Origin of the sequence: Sphingobium jiangsuense (genome assembly GCF_014196495.1) — a bacterium.
Lineage (GTDB): Bacteria > Pseudomonadota > Alphaproteobacteria > Sphingomonadales > Sphingomonadaceae > Sphingobium > Sphingobium jiangsuense.
The window spans coordinates 63,678-81,874 of sequence record NZ_JACIDT010000015.1 but is presented as its reverse complement, the minus strand read 5'-3'; the positions used below and the strand labels follow the sequence as shown (position 1 = coordinate 81,874).

Below are 18,197 nucleotides of genomic sequence, written 5' to 3'. Positions count from 1 at the left end.
CGTGACCTATACCCCGCCCTCCAAGGCCGATTTCATCGCGATCTTTCCATCCTTCGCGGCTGTGACGGATGACGCATATGCATTCTGGTCGGCGCAGGCGGCGCTTGTGACGGGGCCGATGGAGGGGTGTCTTGGCGCACAAATGGACCTCGCGACGATGCTGGCGACGGCGCATTATCTGGCGCTCGCAGGGATCGGCGCAGGCGCGGAAAGCGAGATGGCGGCGCAAGGTGCGTCCGGCTTCCGGCGCATCAAGTCTGGCACGATCGAGCTTGAGCGGGCCGACGACGCGAGTTCCAGCGACGGCGGGGAATGGGCGGCAACGTCCTATGGTCAGCGCGTTTGGCCGATGCTCAAGGTGTGCGTTGCCGGGCCGCGTGTGACGGGAACCGGCACCATCCCCTGCGCGGGCGGCTATTACCGCTCCGGGCCGATCTGGTGAGGTGATGCATGGGGTTTCTTGACGGCGGCATATCGGCGATATTCGGGGCCGCTTTGTCGGGCCTGTATCTCGATGGCACATTGCATCGCGATGGCACGAACCCGGTCTATGACCAGTCCGGCAACATCGTCGGCTATTCCGGCGGAGTGAGCCTGCCGATCAAGGTTCAGCGCGATGCATGCTCGTGGTCCATGAAGCAGTCTCCGGGCTATGTGGATGGTGATGTGATGCTGATCGTGCTGGCGCATGGGCTGGCCGCGACGATCACCACCGACATGGAGATCAGCGACGGGGCTGGCAGGCGGTGGATGGTGCAAAGCGCCGATCTGGACGCCGCCTCGTCGCACTGGATTTGTCGCGGGCGTCTGGCTGCCGTGCCTGATGGCGGTGATCCTGATGAAAGTGCTGGCTCATGAAAATCGCAGGGATGAAAGCGCACAAAGCCCGCCTCAAGCGCATTCGGGGGCCGCAGATGATCCGCGAAGTCGGGAAGGCGATAAAGACCGCCTCAGAAATTATGGAGAAAGCCGCGCAAATCAGCATCACGACAGGCTCGACTGCCGCGAAGGGCCAGCACCGGCCAAGCGCGCCCGGAACGCCTCCGAATAATGACCTCGGCGGCCTCGCCGATTCTATCGAGAGCGTTATGACAGGGCCGCTTGCCGCCGAGGTGTCCGCGAACGCGCGCTATGCCGCGATTCAAGAGTTCGGTGGGACTGTCAATAATCCCGGAGGGCAGCCCTATTTCATCAAGAACGGCGAGTTTATCCCGGTCAGCAAGAGTAGTCCGCACGCGGGCAGGCTGCCGAAAACAAAGCCGCATCAAATCACCCTGCCTGAGCGCCCCTACATGCGCCCCGCTGCCCAGAAAACACGACCGAAGGCGCAAAAGCTGGTCGCCGCAGCCGTCAAAAAAGTCGCGAACGGAGGCACCCTATGACCACATCCCGCTATCCCAAGCTGGTCTTCCTGCGCGACTATAACCACCGATGGTCAAACCGCGCCGCCACGCTCTTCCCGAAGGGTTGGGAAGGCCGCGTCAAGCCGGAAGTCGCGGAAGCTGCTCTTGGTAAACGCGCTGCCATCCTCGCGCCTGTCCGTGCTAAGGCCGATTCGGATGAGCAAATTTCTGGACGATCTGGCGATATGGGCGGGACTGATAATCGATCGCCTAAGCCTCAACGCGCCCGAAGAATACGAGGACGAGATAGCGGAGACGTGCCTGTTTCTGGTGATCCCGGCGCTGGCGATAGGCTGGAAGGCGATGCTCAATGACAACGACAATTGACGCGAGTCTGTCTGTTCGCGGCGCGGTTATCGCCGCCTTCAAGGCGGACGCCGCATTGACGGCGCTCGTTCCTGCCGGGCGGATCTATCCCAGCAAGACACCGGCCAATGTCGCATGGCCGTTTATCAAGCTCGGCGTCCTGATGAACAGCCCGACACGCTATGACTGTGGCGGCGGCGGCGATGTGACCGGCGCTGTGCATGTGTTCGTCAAAGGCTCGGCCTCCATCCTCGACCCGGAGGCCCGGACCTATCAGATCAACAAGGAAATCGTCCGCGTCCTCGACGGCCTCGACATTGTTCTGGCTGACGATCTTTCCCTCGGCTTCACCGTCACGCTCTCGCAGGTGATGGAGGATGGGGCCGAGGCCGATGCCTATCACGGCGTAGTTTCGATAGTCGCCTCTGCCACCTGATCGCCGTCCGTAGAGGCGGCTTCCCTCCATTCATAGTCTCTCCGCAAACCTCGCGGAGCTGTTCGAATGGCCTATACCGACAAGTTGAAATCCACGCGCGTCTACATCGCTATGGGCGATGGCGCGACACCCGAAACCTTCACCAATTTTTGTGGCATCAACACCAAGGGCCTGCAACAGACCCGCGCGACCTCGGACACGACCGATTGGGACTGCGCCGACCCCGATGCCATCCCGATCACCGTTCGCGATGCGGGGGCCGCCGACTGGACGATCAGCGGTTCTGGCCTGCTGCACCGGCCTCTATTGGCGACGATTCAGACCGCATTTGAAACCGGCGACCCGATCAATTTCCGTTTTATGTATGACGAAAAGCCCGCCGATCAGGTCATTGACGGCTATTATCAGGGGCCGGGCTTCATCACCGACTTCAACCAGACCGGCACGAACGGCGAATATGTGCAGATCAGCATCACGATTTCTGGGGCAGGCAAGTTGAATTTCGTTGCGAGTAGCTGACCGGCGAGAGAGGGATGGCGGCTTGGGCTGGGCTGCCGCCTCATCAAGTCCTAGATAGCGATGATGTCGAACCCCGTATGATGGTCTGAGCGCTCCACAACCACATCGCCAGCACATCCAAGATCAAGTTTTGCCTTCTCGCGAACAAGGTCGATTGCTTGCTCGGTCGAAAGGCCGGATCGCTCTAACTCCATGATTTCCGCCATATCGATGGTGCCGACAAGCCGCATTGCTATTCTCCTACCACCCGAAGCGCGGGAGCTGCGACGGAAGGCATTTGTCTTTTGATCTTCTGATCGTGCTCAATCTCGCTGGCCTTCAAGATGGCCTGCCTCAAGAGGCGGATGCTAACCCGAAAATCGCGATTGTAGATATTGCCGCTACCATGCCGGGTCTGCGGGCCGAGAACAAATATCACATGGTGCCCAAGCGCGGCCATGAGATTGGCAAAATAATAGAAGGTCGCCCGCTCGTAATGCGGCGTCAGGATGATCGCGATGCAGCCGGGTTCGCGGAAGACGAGATTGCTAATGGCTGCGCCGATCGGAGATACCACGATCTTGGCTTGCCTTGCGGTCAACACCTGTCCTTCGAATGAATAGTCAGCAATCTGAACCCCTTCGAAGTCCATTTCCCGAAGGGCTTCCTCGACCACATCAGCATTGCGCAGAAGCCGCCCGTTTCCAGTGGACCATGCTGCCCGTTGCAGGAATATCTTTCTATGGGCCATAAACGGGAAATCGGTCCCGGCTGACACAAGGCAATCCTGGGCCATAGTTCCCGCCCGTTCGCGCAGCTTCGCCAAGGCTGGTTGAGAGAAATGAAACTGCTCAACGCGTGGTGGCGCGAGCTGGCCAGTCTCGAAGAACTCTCGCGTATCGGGTGGCGTCATGCTAGGCGGGCTGATATAAACGAGATGCTCCACCTCCACCCTTTGGTATTGCCGGACTTCGATAATGCGCCGCCTCGAAACATTTAGGAAATCGAGCGCATCAAGGAGCTTTTCGTGGATTGGATGATCCACAAGCAGGGGCCAGCCCTTGAACTCAGGAATGTCATCAACAAGGACAAACCGGGCCAGCACTTCCGTAACCCAATGGGCATAGTTGCCGTTGCACTGCCCCAACAGGCTGATAGCGCGCTTTTCTCGAAGGATGGCTTTTCGCGGGAAAATACTCACCCTTGCCGCCTTGAGGTCCACTTTCCCCCGGTTTTCCAATTCCATCATAAATGCATCGGTCGCCGGATCGATGACGCGGGGATATAGCGCCTTGCCACCCTTCAGGATGAACTCTGTGCGGCCAATGGCAATCGCGTTGTTCAGTTCGAACAGGTTGATTTCTGGCGATGGAGCAAGGCCCTCATATCCAGAAATGTCGCAGAGATCATCGTCGCGGAGAAAGACTGGCGCTGGACCGTGCGTCATGGACGCAGGGGCCAGCCGCTTAACCGGAATGGCCTGTGCGGCCGCATATTCTTCGAGTTCAGCCAAGGGATAGGTCACGGTCAGCATCCGCTCAAACACGGCGCGACGCAGGCGCATTCGCAGATTTTTAGCGTAACCCACCAATCTACCAGACAAAATCTATACCCTTATGTGATTCGCATCGTTGCGCTTGCCCAACTCATAGATGCCGCCACTGCTTTTGAACAGGTGGGCGACACCGCTTGGCGCCCTCCTGCCGCCGTCCGTAGAGACACCCCCGCCATAGAGCCACGCTCCGGCCTATGCAAACCGAGATCGCGCTCCCCTTCGCAGACGGCAAATACCTATTCCGCCTCCCCATCAAGCGGATATGCGAGATCGAGGAAAAAGCGGGGCCTATAGACCTCGTAAAGCATCGCCTCGTTCATGGAGGCTGGGGCATCCATGATGTTGTCGAAACGATCCGTCAGGGCCTCATCGGCGGCGGCAAGGGTGAGGTAAACGGCGCGCCTGTGGAAGTCGGCGCTCTCCGCGCCGACAGCCTGATCGAGAACTACGTCGATGGTCACGCGCTGGCTGAGCACCACATTACCGCGAAGGCAATAATCGCCGCTCTCTTCATCGGCTACGCCCCCGCGCAAGAGGCTAAAAAAAAAGCGCCGGTGAAGCGCAGAGGCCGGAAAGGCTCGACTGGGGCGTCGTCCTCCACAACCTCCGAACTCTCGGATTCGGACTAGGGGATGCGGAGCGGATCACGATGCCTGAATATGCGGCGCTCATCCACCATCACAATCTGACCAGCGACAGCGAGGAAAGTCCGCCGCCTGACGCTTCTGAGGTGACGGATATGTTCCTGCGCATGGAGCGCCTCGGCATCGGGCGGGTGCACTGATGGCAGTCACCGCTGATCGCGTAGTTGTCGAGCTTGAGGCTCGGCTGGGCCAGTATGAGGCCAATGTCGCGCGAGCCGAGCAGAAGTTCGACCGCTCAATGGCGAGCATCCAGAAGAGCGCGGGGGCGACAGAGAAGTTCGTCGGCACCGCAATGCGCGGGATGGTCGCAGCACTCGCTGGCGTCTCTGTCATAGCACTAACGCGACAGTTCTTGTCTCTAGCTGATGAGGCGAAGAAGCTGGATGCCACGCTTAAGCTGGCGACGGCGGGCTTCGGGTCGTTCGGGCAGGCGCAGAAGGATGTGCGCGCCATTGCGAACGAGACGCGCGCGGGATTGTCTGAAACAGCCAAACTCTATGCCAATTTCGTGCGCGGCGCCAAGGAATTGGGTGGGACGCAGGCGCAGGCGGCGCGCGCGACGGAAACGTTCTCCAAAACGCTGAAAATCTCCGGCGCTGATGCCAATCAGGCCGCCTCCGCGACTCTGCAATTCGGGCAGGCTCTGGCGGCGGGCGCATTGCGCGGGGATGAGTTGAATAGCATCCTTGAGGCGTCCCCGCGCCTCGCTCGGCTGCTTGCGGAGAGCATGGGCCGCCCGATTGGTGAGATAAAGAAGTTAGGCGAGGAAGGATTGCTGACCTCAGACAAGCTGTTGAAAGCTTTGACTGATGTAAAATTCACTGAGGGCATCGACAGTGAATTTAAGCAATTGCCGCTAACATTCGAAGATGCGATGACCCGCGTTTCCAATGCATCGCTGATTACATTCGCTGCATTTGATCGTGGCGGACAGTTTTCTTCCATGCTCGCGAATTTCGTGGGTGATGGCGCAGATGGTTTTGTCGATCTGGAAACGGCAGCCGAAAATTTCGGCATTTCCACTCGCGGGGTAATCGAGGGTCTTGGGGATGCTTTCCAGCCGCTGCTCGACGGTGGTCGCGAAGTCCTTGACTTGCTAGGTATCGATTTCAAGAATTTTGCGCTGGCTGCGCGTAGCGATATTGAACAGGTGCTCGGCTTTGCCGACCAATTGCTAAATATTGGCCCCGGCATCGCTAATAAATTTGGCGCTAACGGTAGATTTGACAGTCGCCTGCTTGAGAATTTCCGCGCCGGGGCGGCAAAATCGGATGCGGAGCAACGCCTGCGTTTGATTATGCAGGGCGACCCTCTCGCTGATGTGGGCGGATTTCAGCGGCCATCAGCAACCAAGCCCGCCGCCGCGCCGTCATCAGGGAAAAAGAAGGGCGGCGGCACCAAGAAATCACCGCTGGACCCGGAAGCTTTTGCGCGCGAAGAAGCCAGCCTTAACGATCAGATATTGCGCCTCAAGGGCGGTGAAGTGGACAGCGCCACCGAAAGCGCGCGGATTGAGATTGAGCGCATAGAGGTTGCCAAAAAGGCTGCAATTGCCTCCATCGGAAACGACAAGCGCTACACTGATGCACAGAAGAGCCAGATCGTCGCGTTGACTGAAACGGTCGCCGCGATGGAGGTGGCCAAGGTCATCAAAGAGCGTGACGCGGATCTTGCGAAGCAAGCGTCTGAACGCCAGCGCGTCAACGAGCGATATGAGATGGATGCGCTCCATGCGCAGGCCGATATTGCCAAAACAAGAGAGGCGAGGCTTGAGGCCGAACGCCGGATACTCGACCATCTGGAAGATCAGGAACAGAAAGAACTCGAAACGCTGATCGCTGCGGGCAAGGTCGCCGATGCAACCAAGGCCCGCGCGGATTTGGCGGCGGCACAGGCCGGGCGCAGGAGGGGAGTGGAAGATGATCTATCCTCCCCGCTCTCTCGCTATGCCGACCGTTTCAGCCGCGAGTCCGCTGCCGATCAGGTCGAAAACTACGTCATCGACGAACTGGAAGCGGTACAGGACAGCATCACCTCTGCTGTGACGAAGAAGCTTGGCGTCAAGGACCCATTCCTGTCTGGCCTGATTGAGATGTTCATCCAGCAGCAGCTTATCCGCCCGATTGCGGAGGCGCTGGCTGGCGTTGGCGGCGGGGGCATGGGAGGCGGGATCATCGGAGCCGTCGGCGGCATCCTCGGCTTCGCGTCCGGTGGCTCCATGAGCATTGGCGGGCGCGGCGGCACGGATAGGAACACGCTATCCCTGAACGGACGGCCTATCGCCAATGTCAGCCGGGGCGAAACGCTCTCGGTCGGCAGCAAGGCATTGTCCGGGCGATCCGGCGCGGCAGTCGTGCAGCCCATTATTCAGGTCGATGCGCGCGGCGCTGTGATGAACGACCAGTTTGCCCAGATGATCCTCGCCCAAGCCAATCAGGGGGCCATTCAGGCCGCCGCCGCGATGGGACAGCAGGTCAACCAGAACGTCCCGGCGCGCCTCGCGAAATTCAACAAGGACGGCACCTGATGGCCTTCTATCGCGAATCCACCATTGTCTATATCGCCTGCGATCCTCCGGCCATTCTTTGGTCGGGCTTCGGGCCGCTGCCCGTCCCTGCCGATGCGGTGATCCCCTCACCATCGATCGCTCTCGGCGGCGCTGAACTGGTCAGCGTGCCGGATTTCCAGCAGCTTATCAACGGCACTGCCGAGCGCCTCGATTTCACGCTTTCAGGGGTGAGTGAGGAAACCGTCCGCCTCGCGCTTGAGGACGCACCGTCCGTTCGCGGCGCGCGTGTCGATATCGGCACTGTGCATTTCGATGACGACTGGCAGATTGAGGCGATCGAATGGGAGAATGTGTTTGAGGCCCGATCCCTCTCTATCAGCCGCCCGACAATGCAGAATGGACAGGTTACGCGCTCGATCACGCTTACCATCGTTCAGGGCGACACTACCCGGTCCCGGTCGAAATCCGCGTTTTTCACCGACGCCGATCAGCGCCGGAAATATCCGACCGATGCCATTTTTTCGCATGTGGCGGGCATCAACGCAGGCACTTCGCGCCGATTTGGGCCAAGCGACTGATGGCTGATATGGCCGCCTTTCTTCTCCACGCCGGACAGCGCCGCCGCGTCCCGAATGAATGGGATTGCTGCGCCATGCCTGCCGCGTGGGCGATGGAGTGCGGATGGCCCGATCCGATGAAATATTGGCGCGGCGCCTATTCGACAGAGGAAATGGGGCTGGCCTTCATCAAGGATGCGGGCGGGCTGGTCGCATTGTTCGATTGCGGCATGGCGTCGGCTGGCATCCCCCGCGTTGATGGCGAGCCGATGGAGGGCGATATCGGGGTGTTGAGCGTGGGCGAACATCAGGCGGGCGCTGTGTTCACCGGCAAGCGATGGGCGATGGTGGCGGATCGCGGACTGGCGGTGGCGTCGATCGATCCGGCTTGTGTTCTGGCGCTGTGGAGAGTCGCTCATGGGTAAGACGCTCACCAATATCGCCCTCATTGGCGCGGCGATCGCAGTCAATGTCGTGCCGGGCGTCGGTCAAGCCATTTCGGGGGCGATCGTCGGCTTGGGCGGCGGAACGTTCGCTGCGCTCGGTGTAGCTCAAACGGTCGTCGGCGCCCTCCAGGTCGGCTTGACCATCGCAGGAATCCAGGCCGCAACTGGAATAATCATGGGCAGTCCCTCGCTGCCCAAGCCCGACACGACTTCAACGGCGCTCAAGACCTCCCGCCCTCCCCGCGTTTCAGGCTATGGCATCAGCCGCCTTTATGGTGCCTATATCCTGTTCGAGACGGCCACGGATGGCACCGCAGTCGATGTATATGCCATCCATGACGGGCAATTGACCGAGATCGTCCGCTGGTATCTGGCTGATGACGCTGTGACGCTGGCGGGAAATATTGTTCAGGCGGGGGTGGATGGGCGCTATGGCAGCGGCAAGCTCCGTCTCTACTGGACAACCGGACTGACACCCGGATCGCCCTTTTCCGCAGTCACTGCGAAGCTTCCCGGCATCTGGACCGCGAACCATCGCGGCGATGGCGTCGTGCTGGCGGCCCTGCTATCCACGCCGGTCAAGAGCGAAGATTTCCTCGATATCTATCCCAACGGCGTGCCGGTCGCCTCTATGGTCGCGAAATGGCAGAAATGCCCCGACCTCTGGGCCGCCGACCCGACCGACGAAAGCCAATGGACGTGGACGGAGAACTGCATTCGTCACCTCGCGCATTATCTGCTGGTGCGCGAAGGTGCAGACTATGCGACGAAGATTGCCCCGACGCTGGCCTACTGGCGGGCCGCTCAGGACGTGTGCGACGAGGATATAGCCCTAAAGGCGGGCGGCACCGAAAAGCGCTGGCGGTCATGTCTAAGTCATACGCATACGCAGAAGCATGGCGACATAAAGGCCGCGATGCTCGCGACATGCGACGGCTGGATGGCCCCGCGTGCGGACGGCGCTCTCGTCGTTTATGCGGGTAAATATTATGCGCCGACCGTCTCCATCGGCTCCGATGAGATCGTCGCCTATGAATGGAATGGCGTCGGCGTCGATGATGACGAGGCGGTCAATTACATCACCTGCTCTTATGTGTCCGCCGACCATGATTACAACACGGTCGAGTGCGACCCATGGACCGATGAGGATGATATCTCCCGTCGCGGACAGGAGCTTACCGAAAGCCTCGATCCGCAAGTTCCTTCATGGGGGCAGGTGCGCCGCCTCGCCAAGCGCCGCATGCAGCGGGCGAATGCGCTCTATCGCGGAACTGTCACCACGAATGTTGCTGGCCGGAAGGTGCGCGGCCAGCGCTATATCAATCTGCATATCGAGGAAGCCGGATCGGTCTTTTACAGCGGCCCGGCAGAGATAACGGCGATCACCCGCAACATGCAGACAGGTGGTGTCACCTTCTCATGGGTGGCGGCGAGCCCAAATATCGACGCATGGAACCCGGCGACCGAGGAAGGCAGCCCGGCTGCGAGTGGCGATCGCGTCGCCCCGCAACCACTGACCGCGCCCGCGATCACCAGCGCCACGCCGGAACTTTCCGCCGATGGCGTAACCGCGCAAATCAGGATGATCGTCAGTGGCCCGGATCGCGAGGATTTGACGTGGTTCCTGCGCTGGAAACTTTCGTCCGAAACAATCTGGAACGAAGCGCAGAATGGCGACGTGGACCCCGGCGCATCGGTCGAATTGCTATCCACGCTTGTGCCGACGAACAGCAGCATCGATGTTGCTGTGTCGTATCAGGTGGGCGATGGCCGCGTCTCGCCATGGTCCGCGACCGAAACCGTCAGCACCTCGACCGCGACCCTTGCGCCGCTGCCTCCGACCGATTTCAGCGCGATCGGCGGTGCTGGTGAGGCCAACCTGTCATGGCGCAACCCTTCGGCAACCTTTGCCTTTATCCGCGTTTATCGCGGCCCTACTGCCGATTTCGGCGACGCCAGCCTGATATCCGGCGATATCGTCGGCGGACTGGGCGAGGTCATGTCTCTGGATGACACCGGCCTGAGCGCATCCACATATTATTATTTCCTGCGCTCCTTCAATGCGTCGGCTATCCCGTCAAGCGTCGTCGGGCCGCAAAGCGCGGTGGTGACATGATCGTCATGCGCCAGACAGCGGGCGGCGTCGTGGTGGATGGCAGGCTTGTCGCCCTTCGCATAGAGGATGGCGGTGCGCCGATGCCAGAGCCGGAAGCGCCGCCGTCCGTAGAGGATGAGGAGGAGTAGCGCCACCGTCGCGGCATGGCGCTTTTCATCTTTCCCGTCCATCATTTCAGGCCGACGCAGGTTTCCGCAGCGCCGGTCCCGCAGGTGATTTCGGGCGGAACCAATCTCAACAATGATGAAACGGTCATCCAGACAGATGGCGGTGGCCGATGGGCGATCACCTATAGCGGGATAACCCTGCGCAGCCCTTTCCAGCAGCGGCTTTGGGATAGCTGGGTATCCTATTTGCGTGGCGGCGCTCGCGCGGTTCTCTGTCCGATCCTTTCCCTCCCGACCGCGCCCCGTCCTCTCGCTGGCGGTGGCGCTATCCTGCGGCCTTCAAAGCTGGCTGCGAATGACGACAGGTTTCCGACCTCGGTTTCCTACGCCTCGCCCTACATCATCGCGACCGTGATCGGCGATGTAGCTGCTCGCGCCACGACCATGACGCTGAATGTCAGCCAGGGCGCGCGGATCGAAGGCGGCGAGAAATTCGAGATAAGCGGGCGCGGCTTCGTCATCGAGCGCGTCTTGTCACGGCCCAGCGCTCAATCCGCCACCGTCATTGTATCGCCGCCCGCACGCGCGGCGATCGCGTCTGGTAGTCCCGCGATCTTCGATTGGCCGAAGGTGCAGGCCAAAGCAGCCACAGGACAGACGCTAGCGCCGGATATTTCGTTCGGTCGAACCGCGACCGCCTCGATCAGCTTCGTGGAGGACTTCTCCGATGCGAACTGAACGCATGGATATCCGCGTCTACCGCAACGCCGATTATTGTGAGGATTGGCAGCTAAACGATAATATCGGCGCACCCATCGACCTGACAGGCTGCACTCTGGACCTGAAAATTCGCGCCAATGCGGGCCAAGGCTCGATCGTCGCTGCGGCGACGATAGACCTGCACGATCCGGAAAATGGCATATTCACCGTCACGATTGACGGCGCATCCCTCTCATCCGTCGCAGGGGCCGGAGAGATCATCCGCCTTGCCTACGATCTGCGCGTAACCTACCCGGATGGCATTCAGGCCATCCCGGTCGCGGGCCACATCATTCTGACACCGGGAGTAACCTACTGATGGCCGTTTCGCCTTCTGTTCGCATTAATGTATCTGGCGCTCGTGGGGCACGTGGGGCGACCGGTGCGGACAATATCGAGATCAGTCAGGTTCTAGGCGTTCCTGCCGGATCGCTTAATCTCGGCACATTCAACGGCGATATCATCCCGGATAATTCGTCCGCGAAGCAGGCGTTGCAGGCGCTCGAAGATGTCGCCGTCCGCAAGCGAAACGAATTTGTCAGCATTGTTGATTTCGGCGCTGTCGAAGGCGGCGTAGTGGACTGCACATCAGCACTCGAAGCCGCACTAACAGCTTCCAAGCGGATTTATATCCCCGCTGGGAAATTCAGATTCAACAGCCCTATAACGCACATCTTCTCGCCGTCCGCGACCGGCCCGTCTGATGATAAAAGTTCTTACGACCAGATAGAGATTTATGGCGCAGGGGCAGACGCCAGCATCTTGTATTTCCCATCCTCTGATGGCCTCGAATTTCAGTGCTCCTCGTTTCAGCATATTGTTCGGCTGCGCGACTTCTCCCTGACGACCGGTCAGGCTGGCGGCGGCACCACGGCGCTCAAGATCACGAACAGCTTCGCCTATTTCGGCGAGTATAATGGGCATCATCATATCGACATCACCATTCGTGGCGATGATGGCTATGCGGCGGCCTACTACTGGTCAACCTATATCGACCTGTTCAACGCCAGCAACATAAGTTTTGGGAAAAGCTGCAACCTCTATGGCCCCGTTCTTGGTGCGACGGACAACACCTATGGCCTTGGTGTACGCATCGCCAGCGACCCCAACCCCGGAACGGGCTCTTCCGGCGAGCCTGGCTGGGGGACCAGTTACGATCTAACCGGTATCAAACTTCGTTTTCTTGGCTGTGCCATCGAAATCGGTGCTGGCGTTCAGGGCTTTTCCCTTGGCCCCGGCACTGAACTGACCGTTGGATACGATGGCATCCGCGTCATCGAAGACGTCACAGAGGTGCGCCAGATCAATCTTACAGGCGCACAGATATCCGTTAATGGTGATAGCATCTATCTCGCATCTGGCGTGCCGTCCTGCGTCATATCCGGCGGTTATATTGGCGTGGCTCCGGGGAAAAACGGCATTGTGTTTGCGTCCAATGACGGCGCGGCCAATGGCGGTGGAACGATCGTCGCCGGCATCACATTCGTTGCCCTCGGCCCCGGAGCCGGAGACGGCGTCTATGTCGGCACCAGCTTCAACCCGATCGTTATCGACAATTGTTGCTTCAATGGCCTTGGGACCGGCATCGAACTGGCGGCAACATCGTCTCAGGTCACGGTCGGTTCATCCAATCGCTATGCGAATTGCACGAACTCGGTGATCGATCTCGGCACGGGCAATATCGTCGCTCCTGCCAATCTGACTGGCAACGGCGTCGGCTTTGGTGAAAGCGTAACACAAGAAACTTCGAAATCGACTGGCGTCACCCTCCACTCGCCCGCCGGGCGCGTCATAACGCACGATGCTACCCTTTCTTCTGGCGCGAGGGCGAGCTTTCTCCTCACGAATAGTAAGATCGGCCATAAGGACGTTGTGAGCGTTTCGAGCAGCAACGGCAATTACCGTGTCTGGACTGCGGGCGCGTCGGACGGCGAACGAGCCATCTACATCGAGAATATCGACGGAAGCAGCCATAGCGATGCGGTGACAATAAACTTTGTAGTCGAGAAGGCCGCCCAACTGTGACCGAAACCTCCATCATAGCGCAACTTGCCAGCCAGTTCGGCCCGACCGGTCTGATCATCGGCTTCCTCGTTTGGAACAAGCTGACGATCGAGAAGGACCGCATGACGCTCGATCGCGAGCGGGTCGAGGCGGACAAGCAGCTTGCCGCCTCCCTTGCCGCGCTGAAAACCGCCTTCGAAATGAGGGACGACAAATGATGTGCGAGCGCATGGATGCTGTGCGGGCGCTGAAGCAGGCCGCGAAGGATTTGACGAGCGCCTGCCTCGCCGACGCGCTGCGCCTGCCGCCGATAAACTCGACACCGGACGACATGAAGGCGCTTACCGAGAAGATCGACGCCGCTCTGGCCCGGAGGAAGCAATGAGCATTGACGCAAAGCTGCTGCAAAAGCGCCTCGGCGTGACGCAGGACGGGATCATAGGCCGCGACACATGGCGGGCGGTCTTTGCCCGATTCGGCGCGGATACGACGCGCGCCCGGCAGTTGGCTATCGCGATGAATGTGCATGCGACGGCCTATGAGATGATGGCCCCGCTGCGGCTCTCGCACTTCTTTGCGCAGCTCATCCACGAAAGCGGATCGTTCCGGTACATGGAGGAGATCGCGTCCGGTGCGGCCTATGAGGGCCGCGCCGACCTCGGCAACACGGTCAAGGGCGATGGTGTCCGGTACAAGGGGCGCGGTCCGATCCAGATCACCGGGCGGGCGAATTATCAGAAGTTCGGGCGGCTGATCGGCATCGACATCGAGGAGACGCCGGACCTCGCCGCCAATCCCTCAATCGGCCTGCATCTGGCGCTCGAATATTGGCGCGACCGGAAGCTGAACGCGATGGCGGATGCGGATGATGTGGTCGGCATCACGAAGAAGATCAACGGCGGGACCAATGGGCTGGCGGATCGGCGGGCGCAGTTGGTGAAGGCAAAGGCGCTATTCCTGTGATCGCAGCCCTATCCCTCCTCCGCCGCTTCTGGTGGGCGCTGCCTCTGGCCCTCGCTCTCATCTGGGGCCTCCGCGTCGATCATCTGCGCGCCACCTACAAATCCCGCTGGCAGGCCGTCAGCACCGAATATGCGGCGTTCAAGGGCGCGATCATCGACAAGACCGCCGAAGCGCTCGCAGCACAGAAGGCCGTCAACGCGGCCAAGGAAGCCGAATATCAGGAGAAAGCCCGTGAAGCTGACCAGAGCCTTGACGATCTGCGCGCTCGCCTGCGCTCTGCCATCGTGCGGCAGGGAGGTGGTGGAAGTGCGAGCCTCGCAGCCGGTTCCGCCGCCCAAGGTGATGGTGCCGGAGTTCCTGAAAGCCTGCCCGCCCCTGCCGGAAGTGCTGAGGGACCAGTGCCGGTAGATCCCGATACGCTGGTCGGGCTGGCGGCCTATGCGATTGCTGCCCACAATTGGGCGATTTCTTTGGAGAACGATCAATGAGCTTGGGTCTTGGCGCATATGGCGGCTTCTCGCGCAGCGCGGCCGACCGCTGGGCTGCGGGCAATGGCCTGCCGTCGCTGAAATACCGCCTCGCCAGCCCGCGCAAGATCATGATCGCCGGAACGAGCATTGATGCGGGCTACAACACCGCGTTTCCGAGCGGCAATGCTCAGGGATATAGATGCGCACCGATCCGACGACTGCGCGATGCTATCCGGGCGCGCGGCTTCTACGCGCAGGATGAGTTTTTCGCAGGAACAATGGGCTACACTACAGCATCCTCTTTTCAGTCATTCGATCCGCGTTTCCAGAATGGTGCGGGCTGGGAATACAACGGCTTCTCCGGGGCAACGTGGAGCATATTGCAGAACAGCACCACGACGACGCCCTTCACCTATACGCCGGACGACGCAACGCAGACCTTCACCGTGTGGGTCCGGTCGGTGGCAGGAACCGGATCGGTCACCGTCACCTGCGGCGCGGTGACAAAGACCGTAAGCATTCAGCAGACGCCGACCGATTTTATCGCGATCACGCTCGGCGAAAGCGATGGCGTAACGCTCGGTCAGAATACCTATACCGTCGCACGCGCATCCGGGACGATCCAGGTTGTCGCCTGCTGGGCACGCAATGCGCGGTTGCCTGCCTACCAGCTTCTCAACTGTTCGGCCTCCGGCGGGCGTATGCAGCATATCGCCAACAGCGCCGATCTGGCCCGGCCCTTCTATTTCCCTGAACAGATTTTGACGGCTGGGGACGAATACTGGATTGCGATGGGGCCAAACGACTGGCGGGATAACGCCAGTCCGATCGAAAGCCTGCCGACCTATCGGACGAACATGGAATCGGTGCTCGACCGCCGTATCGCGAACAACATCAAGACGCGCGTCATCATCCCCGCGCGCACGTCTATCGCTGCTGCCTCGATCGCCAATCAGGACTTGTACAATGCGGCCATCCGCGAGGTCGCTGCGTCTCGCGGCGCACCGGTGTTCGATTTCAAGGACCGCTGGGGCGAGCATGCGGACGCTCTGGCTGCCGGTCTGATGAACCCGGACCCGGATTACTTCCACCCGATCTGGCGCGGGGCCGAAGACATCGGGCAGGTGTATGCGATGCTGGCGTTGGCCGCATAAGCAAAAGCCCGGCAGCGTGGGAACTGCCGGGCAGTATCAAGGAAGATCGCTCTCCCTTTGGGTCGCGGCGGGAGAGTACCGCATCGGAGGGTGAGTCGCATCCTCTGAATTGGGGATGCGGCACGGCGCCATGCCTATCGCCGCCTCATTCCCTGTCCAACCGGATCGACGGACGCCGCCTCCATTGTCGCCTTGATGATAGCCCCTCGATGCCCGCACGACTGGCATTTCATGCGCTCACCGATGCTCTTCGTATCGGTCTTCCACCGCCTTTCGCGGGAAAGATGAAGCAGCGCGTCGGCTTTAGTTATGACGCATCGCCTGCAAGACCGGCATGTGATCTTCGCGCAAAGCTGCGCATTGGCGATATAGTAGAGATCTCTACTCACGCTCTCCAGAAATTTCTCGGTGGTGGCATCCATGAGAACATCATGAGAACAAACGGAGCGAGTCGGTCAAGCGGGTTGCGGTGGGTTGCCTCTCACCAAACGCCATTTCTGATCGTCAAAGCTCTTTGCTGTTAATCGGCGATCGGCAAATCGCGCTTCATCTCGGCGATGCGGGAAGATGCATCCATCCCTCAATCCACCAGTCGGCGGCTCCGCCGAGACCGGGGAATAGCCACCATCCCATGTCGTAGCCAGACTGAGTATAGCCCTCATGTCGAATGACGAAGCGTCTACCGCTCAGGTGCCGCCATCGCTGGTCTTTTATGGTGGCGAGGGTGGCCAGAATATATGTCCCGTCACGAGGCGCGGTTTCTATGGGCCGCAATGCGCTGATGACGGACAGGGCGGCGGTGGCGGCCCTTCGGTCTACGTCACTGATGCGCGGCGCTGGCTTTGAACCCGGCAGCGCGCGGGCGTCGCGGATGGCGGCAGCCATCTTCTCGATCAGGTCGGAGGTCATTGGGTGGGCTCCTTGTTACAGTGGAAACCGCAGCCGCCGAAGTCGGCGCCGCGAACTTTCGTGGACTGGTCGAGCGGGATTTCATCAAGATAGCCACGAATGTTATGATATTTGCCGTCTGGCCCTTTCTCGCGACGAAGAATGATGGGCTTTGCACCAAAGCGTCGAGCCTGCTCATTGCGCCGCTCAAACACTTCTGGAAAGTGCTGGCGGATCAGCGCCCAATAGGCCGGGCTGGACGACTTCACGCATCCGATACAGTTGCCATTCGGCATTCCGATGTCATAGACATATGGCCGACGGATACCGTGCTGGCGAAGGATGGCGTGAGTATCTTTTTTAGTCAGGCCCATCTCGACCAGCGGCGCGCGCTGCTTGAGCAACGGATAATCGGTAATCATCCGATCGAACCGAGCGGCGTCCCGCTTATCAGCCGTGTACCCCCAAAAATGCGTGTCGCTGGGCAGTTGGAAATCCATGCGCGGCACGAATTTCATTTCGCTGGTGCAAGGCGCGCCGTTAATACCGGAGAGGTATCGCCGGTCCTCAAAAACTTCGTCAATCATCTCATATCGCTCGTTACGGATGCGGATGATTTCTTTGCCGTACCACTGTTCCAGATCGTTGATGAAACGGTGGTTGTCAGGATGGACACTCTTGCCAAGATCACAATGAACAGGCTGCGCTTTAGGATCATCCATCAAAATGATGTGTCCCGCCACCGCGCTATTGGCGCCATCGACCCAGATCAGGCTCCGGCCTGCTCCCCAATCGAGATCGAGCGACATTTGCGGAGAGCCGCGCGCCATCACCGCCCTCCCGAAATAGCGTGGGAGAGGCGGGATATTTCTTCTTCGATTTCCGGCGAGAGATGAAACCATTCCCCGCTAAAACGAAATGTCTCAAACTTGCAATGATAGTGCCGCTCTCGCTCAGACCCGCCCACCACCTTCGCCAAAAGCTCAAGACGGTAAGGCCCAGAGTTTGATTTAAGCCGATTCACCCTCTCTGCGAGGTTGCGCGAAAAACCGATCTTGACGATGCCAGCTTCACGACTGCCGACGAAGTAGCAATAGCCACTGCGAGGATGCATGGCGTCCATTTCCGCCACCCATTGACGCTCTCGCGCCTCCTCCCTCTCCCGCTTCTCGCGCTCGTATTTTTCAGCGTCGAAACGGAAGCCACGGCGCCTCTTCGTCGTGGCCAGCAAATGGCCAGCAGAACACCCTTTGTTCTCGATAATGTCTTGCATTGTTCACTCCCGCAAACTACGGTTATTTGCGGGTTGGCTGGAGTTTTCGGACCTTGCCAAGGTTGGGGTCGAGGGTTCGAATCCCTTCGCCCGCTCCAGTTTTTCCAAG

General features: G+C 59.9%; 26 protein-coding genes and 1 tRNA gene. 22 read left to right on the top strand and 5 right to left on the bottom strand.

The features are described from left to right. Nucleotide 1: 1 nt before the first annotated feature. From GGR43_RS17670 to GGR43_RS17645, 6 genes are all read left to right on the top strand, one after another. Nucleotides 2-442, top strand: a complete 441-nt coding sequence (locus GGR43_RS17670; protein ID WP_223177505.1) for a DUF4054 domain-containing protein — start codon at nucleotides 2-4, stop codon at nucleotides 440-442. A gap of 8 nt (nucleotides 443-450) precedes the next feature. Then, entirely contained in the window at nucleotides 451-858 is a 408-nt protein-coding gene (locus tag GGR43_RS17665; protein ID WP_188073290.1) for a hypothetical protein, read from the top strand. Beyond that, the gene (locus GGR43_RS17660) at nucleotides 855-1,382 is read left to right on the top strand and encodes a phage virion morphogenesis protein (protein ID WP_188073289.1); all 528 of its coding nucleotides are present in this window, start codon (nucleotides 855-857) and stop codon (nucleotides 1,380-1,382) included. The genes GGR43_RS17665 and GGR43_RS17660 overlap by 4 nt, the downstream gene beginning before the upstream one ends. Nucleotides 1,383-1,559: 177 nt before the next feature. After that, nucleotides 1,560-1,730, top strand: a complete 171-nt coding sequence (locus GGR43_RS17655) for a hypothetical protein (RefSeq protein ID WP_188073288.1) — start codon at nucleotides 1,560-1,562, stop codon at nucleotides 1,728-1,730. Continuing rightward, nucleotides 1,714-2,145 carry a DUF3168 domain-containing protein gene (locus GGR43_RS17650; RefSeq protein WP_188073287.1) on the top strand — a complete coding sequence of 144 codons (432 nt, stop codon included), beginning with the start codon at nucleotides 1,714-1,716 and terminating at the stop codon, nucleotides 2,143-2,145. Before GGR43_RS17655 ends, GGR43_RS17650 begins: the two co-directional genes overlap by 17 nt. A 66-nt stretch (nucleotides 2,146-2,211) precedes the next feature. Beyond that, the gene (locus GGR43_RS17645; protein ID WP_188073286.1) at nucleotides 2,212-2,664 is read left to right on the top strand and encodes a phage tail tube protein; all 453 of its coding nucleotides are present in this window, start codon (nucleotides 2,212-2,214) and stop codon (nucleotides 2,662-2,664) included. A 50-nt stretch (nucleotides 2,665-2,714) separates the two neighbouring features. Here the strand turns inward: GGR43_RS17645 and GGR43_RS17640 are convergent, their stop codons facing one another. Next, nucleotides 2,715-2,894, bottom strand: coding sequence for a hypothetical protein (locus GGR43_RS17640; RefSeq protein ID WP_188073285.1), 180 nt, complete (start codon nucleotides 2,892-2,894; stop codon nucleotides 2,715-2,717). A 2-nt stretch (nucleotides 2,895-2,896) separates the two neighbouring features. Next, a complete protein-coding gene (locus GGR43_RS17635; protein WP_188073284.1) occupies nucleotides 2,897-4,207 on the bottom strand; it encodes a glycosyltransferase family 61 protein in 1,311 nt (436 codons plus the stop codon). Between the two features lie 185 nt (nucleotides 4,208-4,392). On the opposite strand from GGR43_RS17635, the gene GGR43_RS17630 reads away from it, so the two are divergent. Genes GGR43_RS17630 through GGR43_RS17570 form a run of 15 tightly spaced genes read left to right on the top strand, consistent with a single transcriptional unit; the run spans nucleotide 4,393 to nucleotide 15,927 of the window. Then, the gene (locus GGR43_RS17630) at nucleotides 4,393-4,827 is read left to right on the top strand and encodes a gene transfer agent family protein (protein ID WP_188073283.1); all 435 of its coding nucleotides are present in this window, start codon (nucleotides 4,393-4,395) and stop codon (nucleotides 4,825-4,827) included. 20 nt (nucleotides 4,828-4,847) lie between these two features. After that, the gene (locus GGR43_RS23805; RefSeq protein ID WP_281392526.1) at nucleotides 4,848-4,982 is read left to right on the top strand and encodes a hypothetical protein; all 135 of its coding nucleotides are present in this window, start codon (nucleotides 4,848-4,850) and stop codon (nucleotides 4,980-4,982) included. Continuing rightward, nucleotides 4,982-7,369 carry a tape measure protein gene (locus GGR43_RS17625; protein ID WP_188073282.1) on the top strand — a complete coding sequence of 796 codons (2,388 nt, stop codon included), beginning with the start codon at nucleotides 4,982-4,984 and terminating at the stop codon, nucleotides 7,367-7,369. Before GGR43_RS23805 ends, GGR43_RS17625 begins: the two co-directional genes overlap by 1 nt. Continuing rightward, on the top strand, nucleotides 7,369-7,929 hold the full coding sequence (locus GGR43_RS17620; protein ID WP_188073281.1) for a hypothetical protein: 561 nt from the start codon (nucleotides 7,369-7,371) through the stop codon (nucleotides 7,927-7,929). The genes GGR43_RS17625 and GGR43_RS17620 overlap by 1 nt, the downstream gene beginning before the upstream one ends. Then, entirely contained in the window at nucleotides 7,929-8,333 is a 405-nt protein-coding gene (locus GGR43_RS17615) for a DUF6950 family protein (protein ID WP_188073280.1), read from the top strand. The genes GGR43_RS17620 and GGR43_RS17615 overlap by 1 nt, the downstream gene beginning before the upstream one ends. After that, nucleotides 8,326-10,470: a phage tail protein gene (locus GGR43_RS17610; RefSeq protein WP_188073279.1), complete on the top strand. Its 2,145-nt coding sequence runs from the start codon at nucleotides 8,326-8,328 to the stop codon at nucleotides 10,468-10,470. The genes GGR43_RS17615 and GGR43_RS17610 overlap by 8 nt, the downstream gene beginning before the upstream one ends. Nucleotides 10,471-10,475: 5 nt before the next feature. After that, nucleotides 10,476-10,598, top strand: coding sequence for a hypothetical protein (locus tag GGR43_RS23800; protein ID WP_281392525.1), 123 nt, complete (start codon nucleotides 10,476-10,478; stop codon nucleotides 10,596-10,598). A gap of 15 nt (nucleotides 10,599-10,613) precedes the next feature. Then, nucleotides 10,614-11,315, top strand: a complete 702-nt coding sequence (locus GGR43_RS17605; protein ID WP_188073278.1) for a hypothetical protein — start codon at nucleotides 10,614-10,616, stop codon at nucleotides 11,313-11,315. After that, entirely contained in the window at nucleotides 11,305-11,655 is a 351-nt protein-coding gene (locus GGR43_RS17600; protein ID WP_188073277.1) for a BppU family phage baseplate upper protein, read from the top strand. Before GGR43_RS17605 ends, GGR43_RS17600 begins: the two co-directional genes overlap by 11 nt. Beyond that, nucleotides 11,655-13,361 (top strand): glycosyl hydrolase family 28-related protein, encoded by a 1,707-nt coding sequence (locus GGR43_RS17595; protein ID WP_188073276.1) that lies wholly within the window; start codon nucleotides 11,655-11,657, stop codon nucleotides 13,359-13,361. Before GGR43_RS17600 ends, GGR43_RS17595 begins: the two co-directional genes overlap by 1 nt. Next, nucleotides 13,358-13,558, top strand: a complete 201-nt coding sequence (locus tag GGR43_RS17590; RefSeq protein ID WP_188073275.1) for a hypothetical protein — start codon at nucleotides 13,358-13,360, stop codon at nucleotides 13,556-13,558. Before GGR43_RS17595 ends, GGR43_RS17590 begins: the two co-directional genes overlap by 4 nt. Nucleotides 13,559-13,569: 11 nt before the next feature. Continuing rightward, nucleotides 13,570-13,725 carry a hypothetical protein gene (locus GGR43_RS17585; RefSeq protein WP_188073274.1) on the top strand — a complete coding sequence of 52 codons (156 nt, stop codon included), beginning with the start codon at nucleotides 13,570-13,572 and terminating at the stop codon, nucleotides 13,723-13,725. Then, a complete protein-coding gene (locus tag GGR43_RS17580) occupies nucleotides 13,722-14,303 on the top strand; it encodes a glycoside hydrolase family 19 protein (protein ID WP_188073273.1) in 582 nt (193 codons plus the stop codon). Before GGR43_RS17585 ends, GGR43_RS17580 begins: the two co-directional genes overlap by 4 nt. Next, a complete protein-coding gene (locus GGR43_RS17575) occupies nucleotides 14,300-14,791 on the top strand; it encodes a hypothetical protein (protein ID WP_188073272.1) in 492 nt (163 codons plus the stop codon). The genes GGR43_RS17580 and GGR43_RS17575 overlap by 4 nt, the downstream gene beginning before the upstream one ends. Next, entirely contained in the window at nucleotides 14,788-15,927 is a 1,140-nt protein-coding gene (locus GGR43_RS17570; protein ID WP_188073271.1) for an SGNH/GDSL hydrolase family protein, read from the top strand. The genes GGR43_RS17575 and GGR43_RS17570 overlap by 4 nt, the downstream gene beginning before the upstream one ends. A gap of 546 nt (nucleotides 15,928-16,473) precedes the next feature. On the opposite strand, the gene GGR43_RS17565 is transcribed toward GGR43_RS17570, so the two are convergent. The 3 genes from GGR43_RS17565 to GGR43_RS17555 are packed head-to-tail and all read right to left on the bottom strand — an operon-like array spanning nucleotide 16,474 to nucleotide 18,088. After that, nucleotides 16,474-16,836 (bottom strand): hypothetical protein, encoded by a 363-nt coding sequence (locus tag GGR43_RS17565; protein ID WP_188073270.1) that lies wholly within the window; start codon nucleotides 16,834-16,836, stop codon nucleotides 16,474-16,476. After that, nucleotides 16,833-17,645 (bottom strand): hypothetical protein, encoded by an 813-nt coding sequence (locus GGR43_RS17560; protein WP_188073269.1) that lies wholly within the window; start codon nucleotides 17,643-17,645, stop codon nucleotides 16,833-16,835. The genes GGR43_RS17565 and GGR43_RS17560 overlap by 4 nt, the downstream gene beginning before the upstream one ends. Further along, nucleotides 17,645-18,088: a GIY-YIG nuclease family protein gene (locus GGR43_RS17555; protein WP_188073268.1), complete on the bottom strand. Its 444-nt coding sequence runs from the start codon at nucleotides 18,086-18,088 to the stop codon at nucleotides 17,645-17,647. The genes GGR43_RS17560 and GGR43_RS17555 overlap by 1 nt, the downstream gene beginning before the upstream one ends. A 28-nt stretch (nucleotides 18,089-18,116) precedes the next feature. Between GGR43_RS17555 and GGR43_RS17550 the strand changes: the two genes are divergently transcribed. Continuing rightward, nucleotides 18,117-18,186 (top strand) — tRNA-Ser (locus tag GGR43_RS17550). Nucleotides 18,187-18,197: the final 11 nt, after the last annotated feature.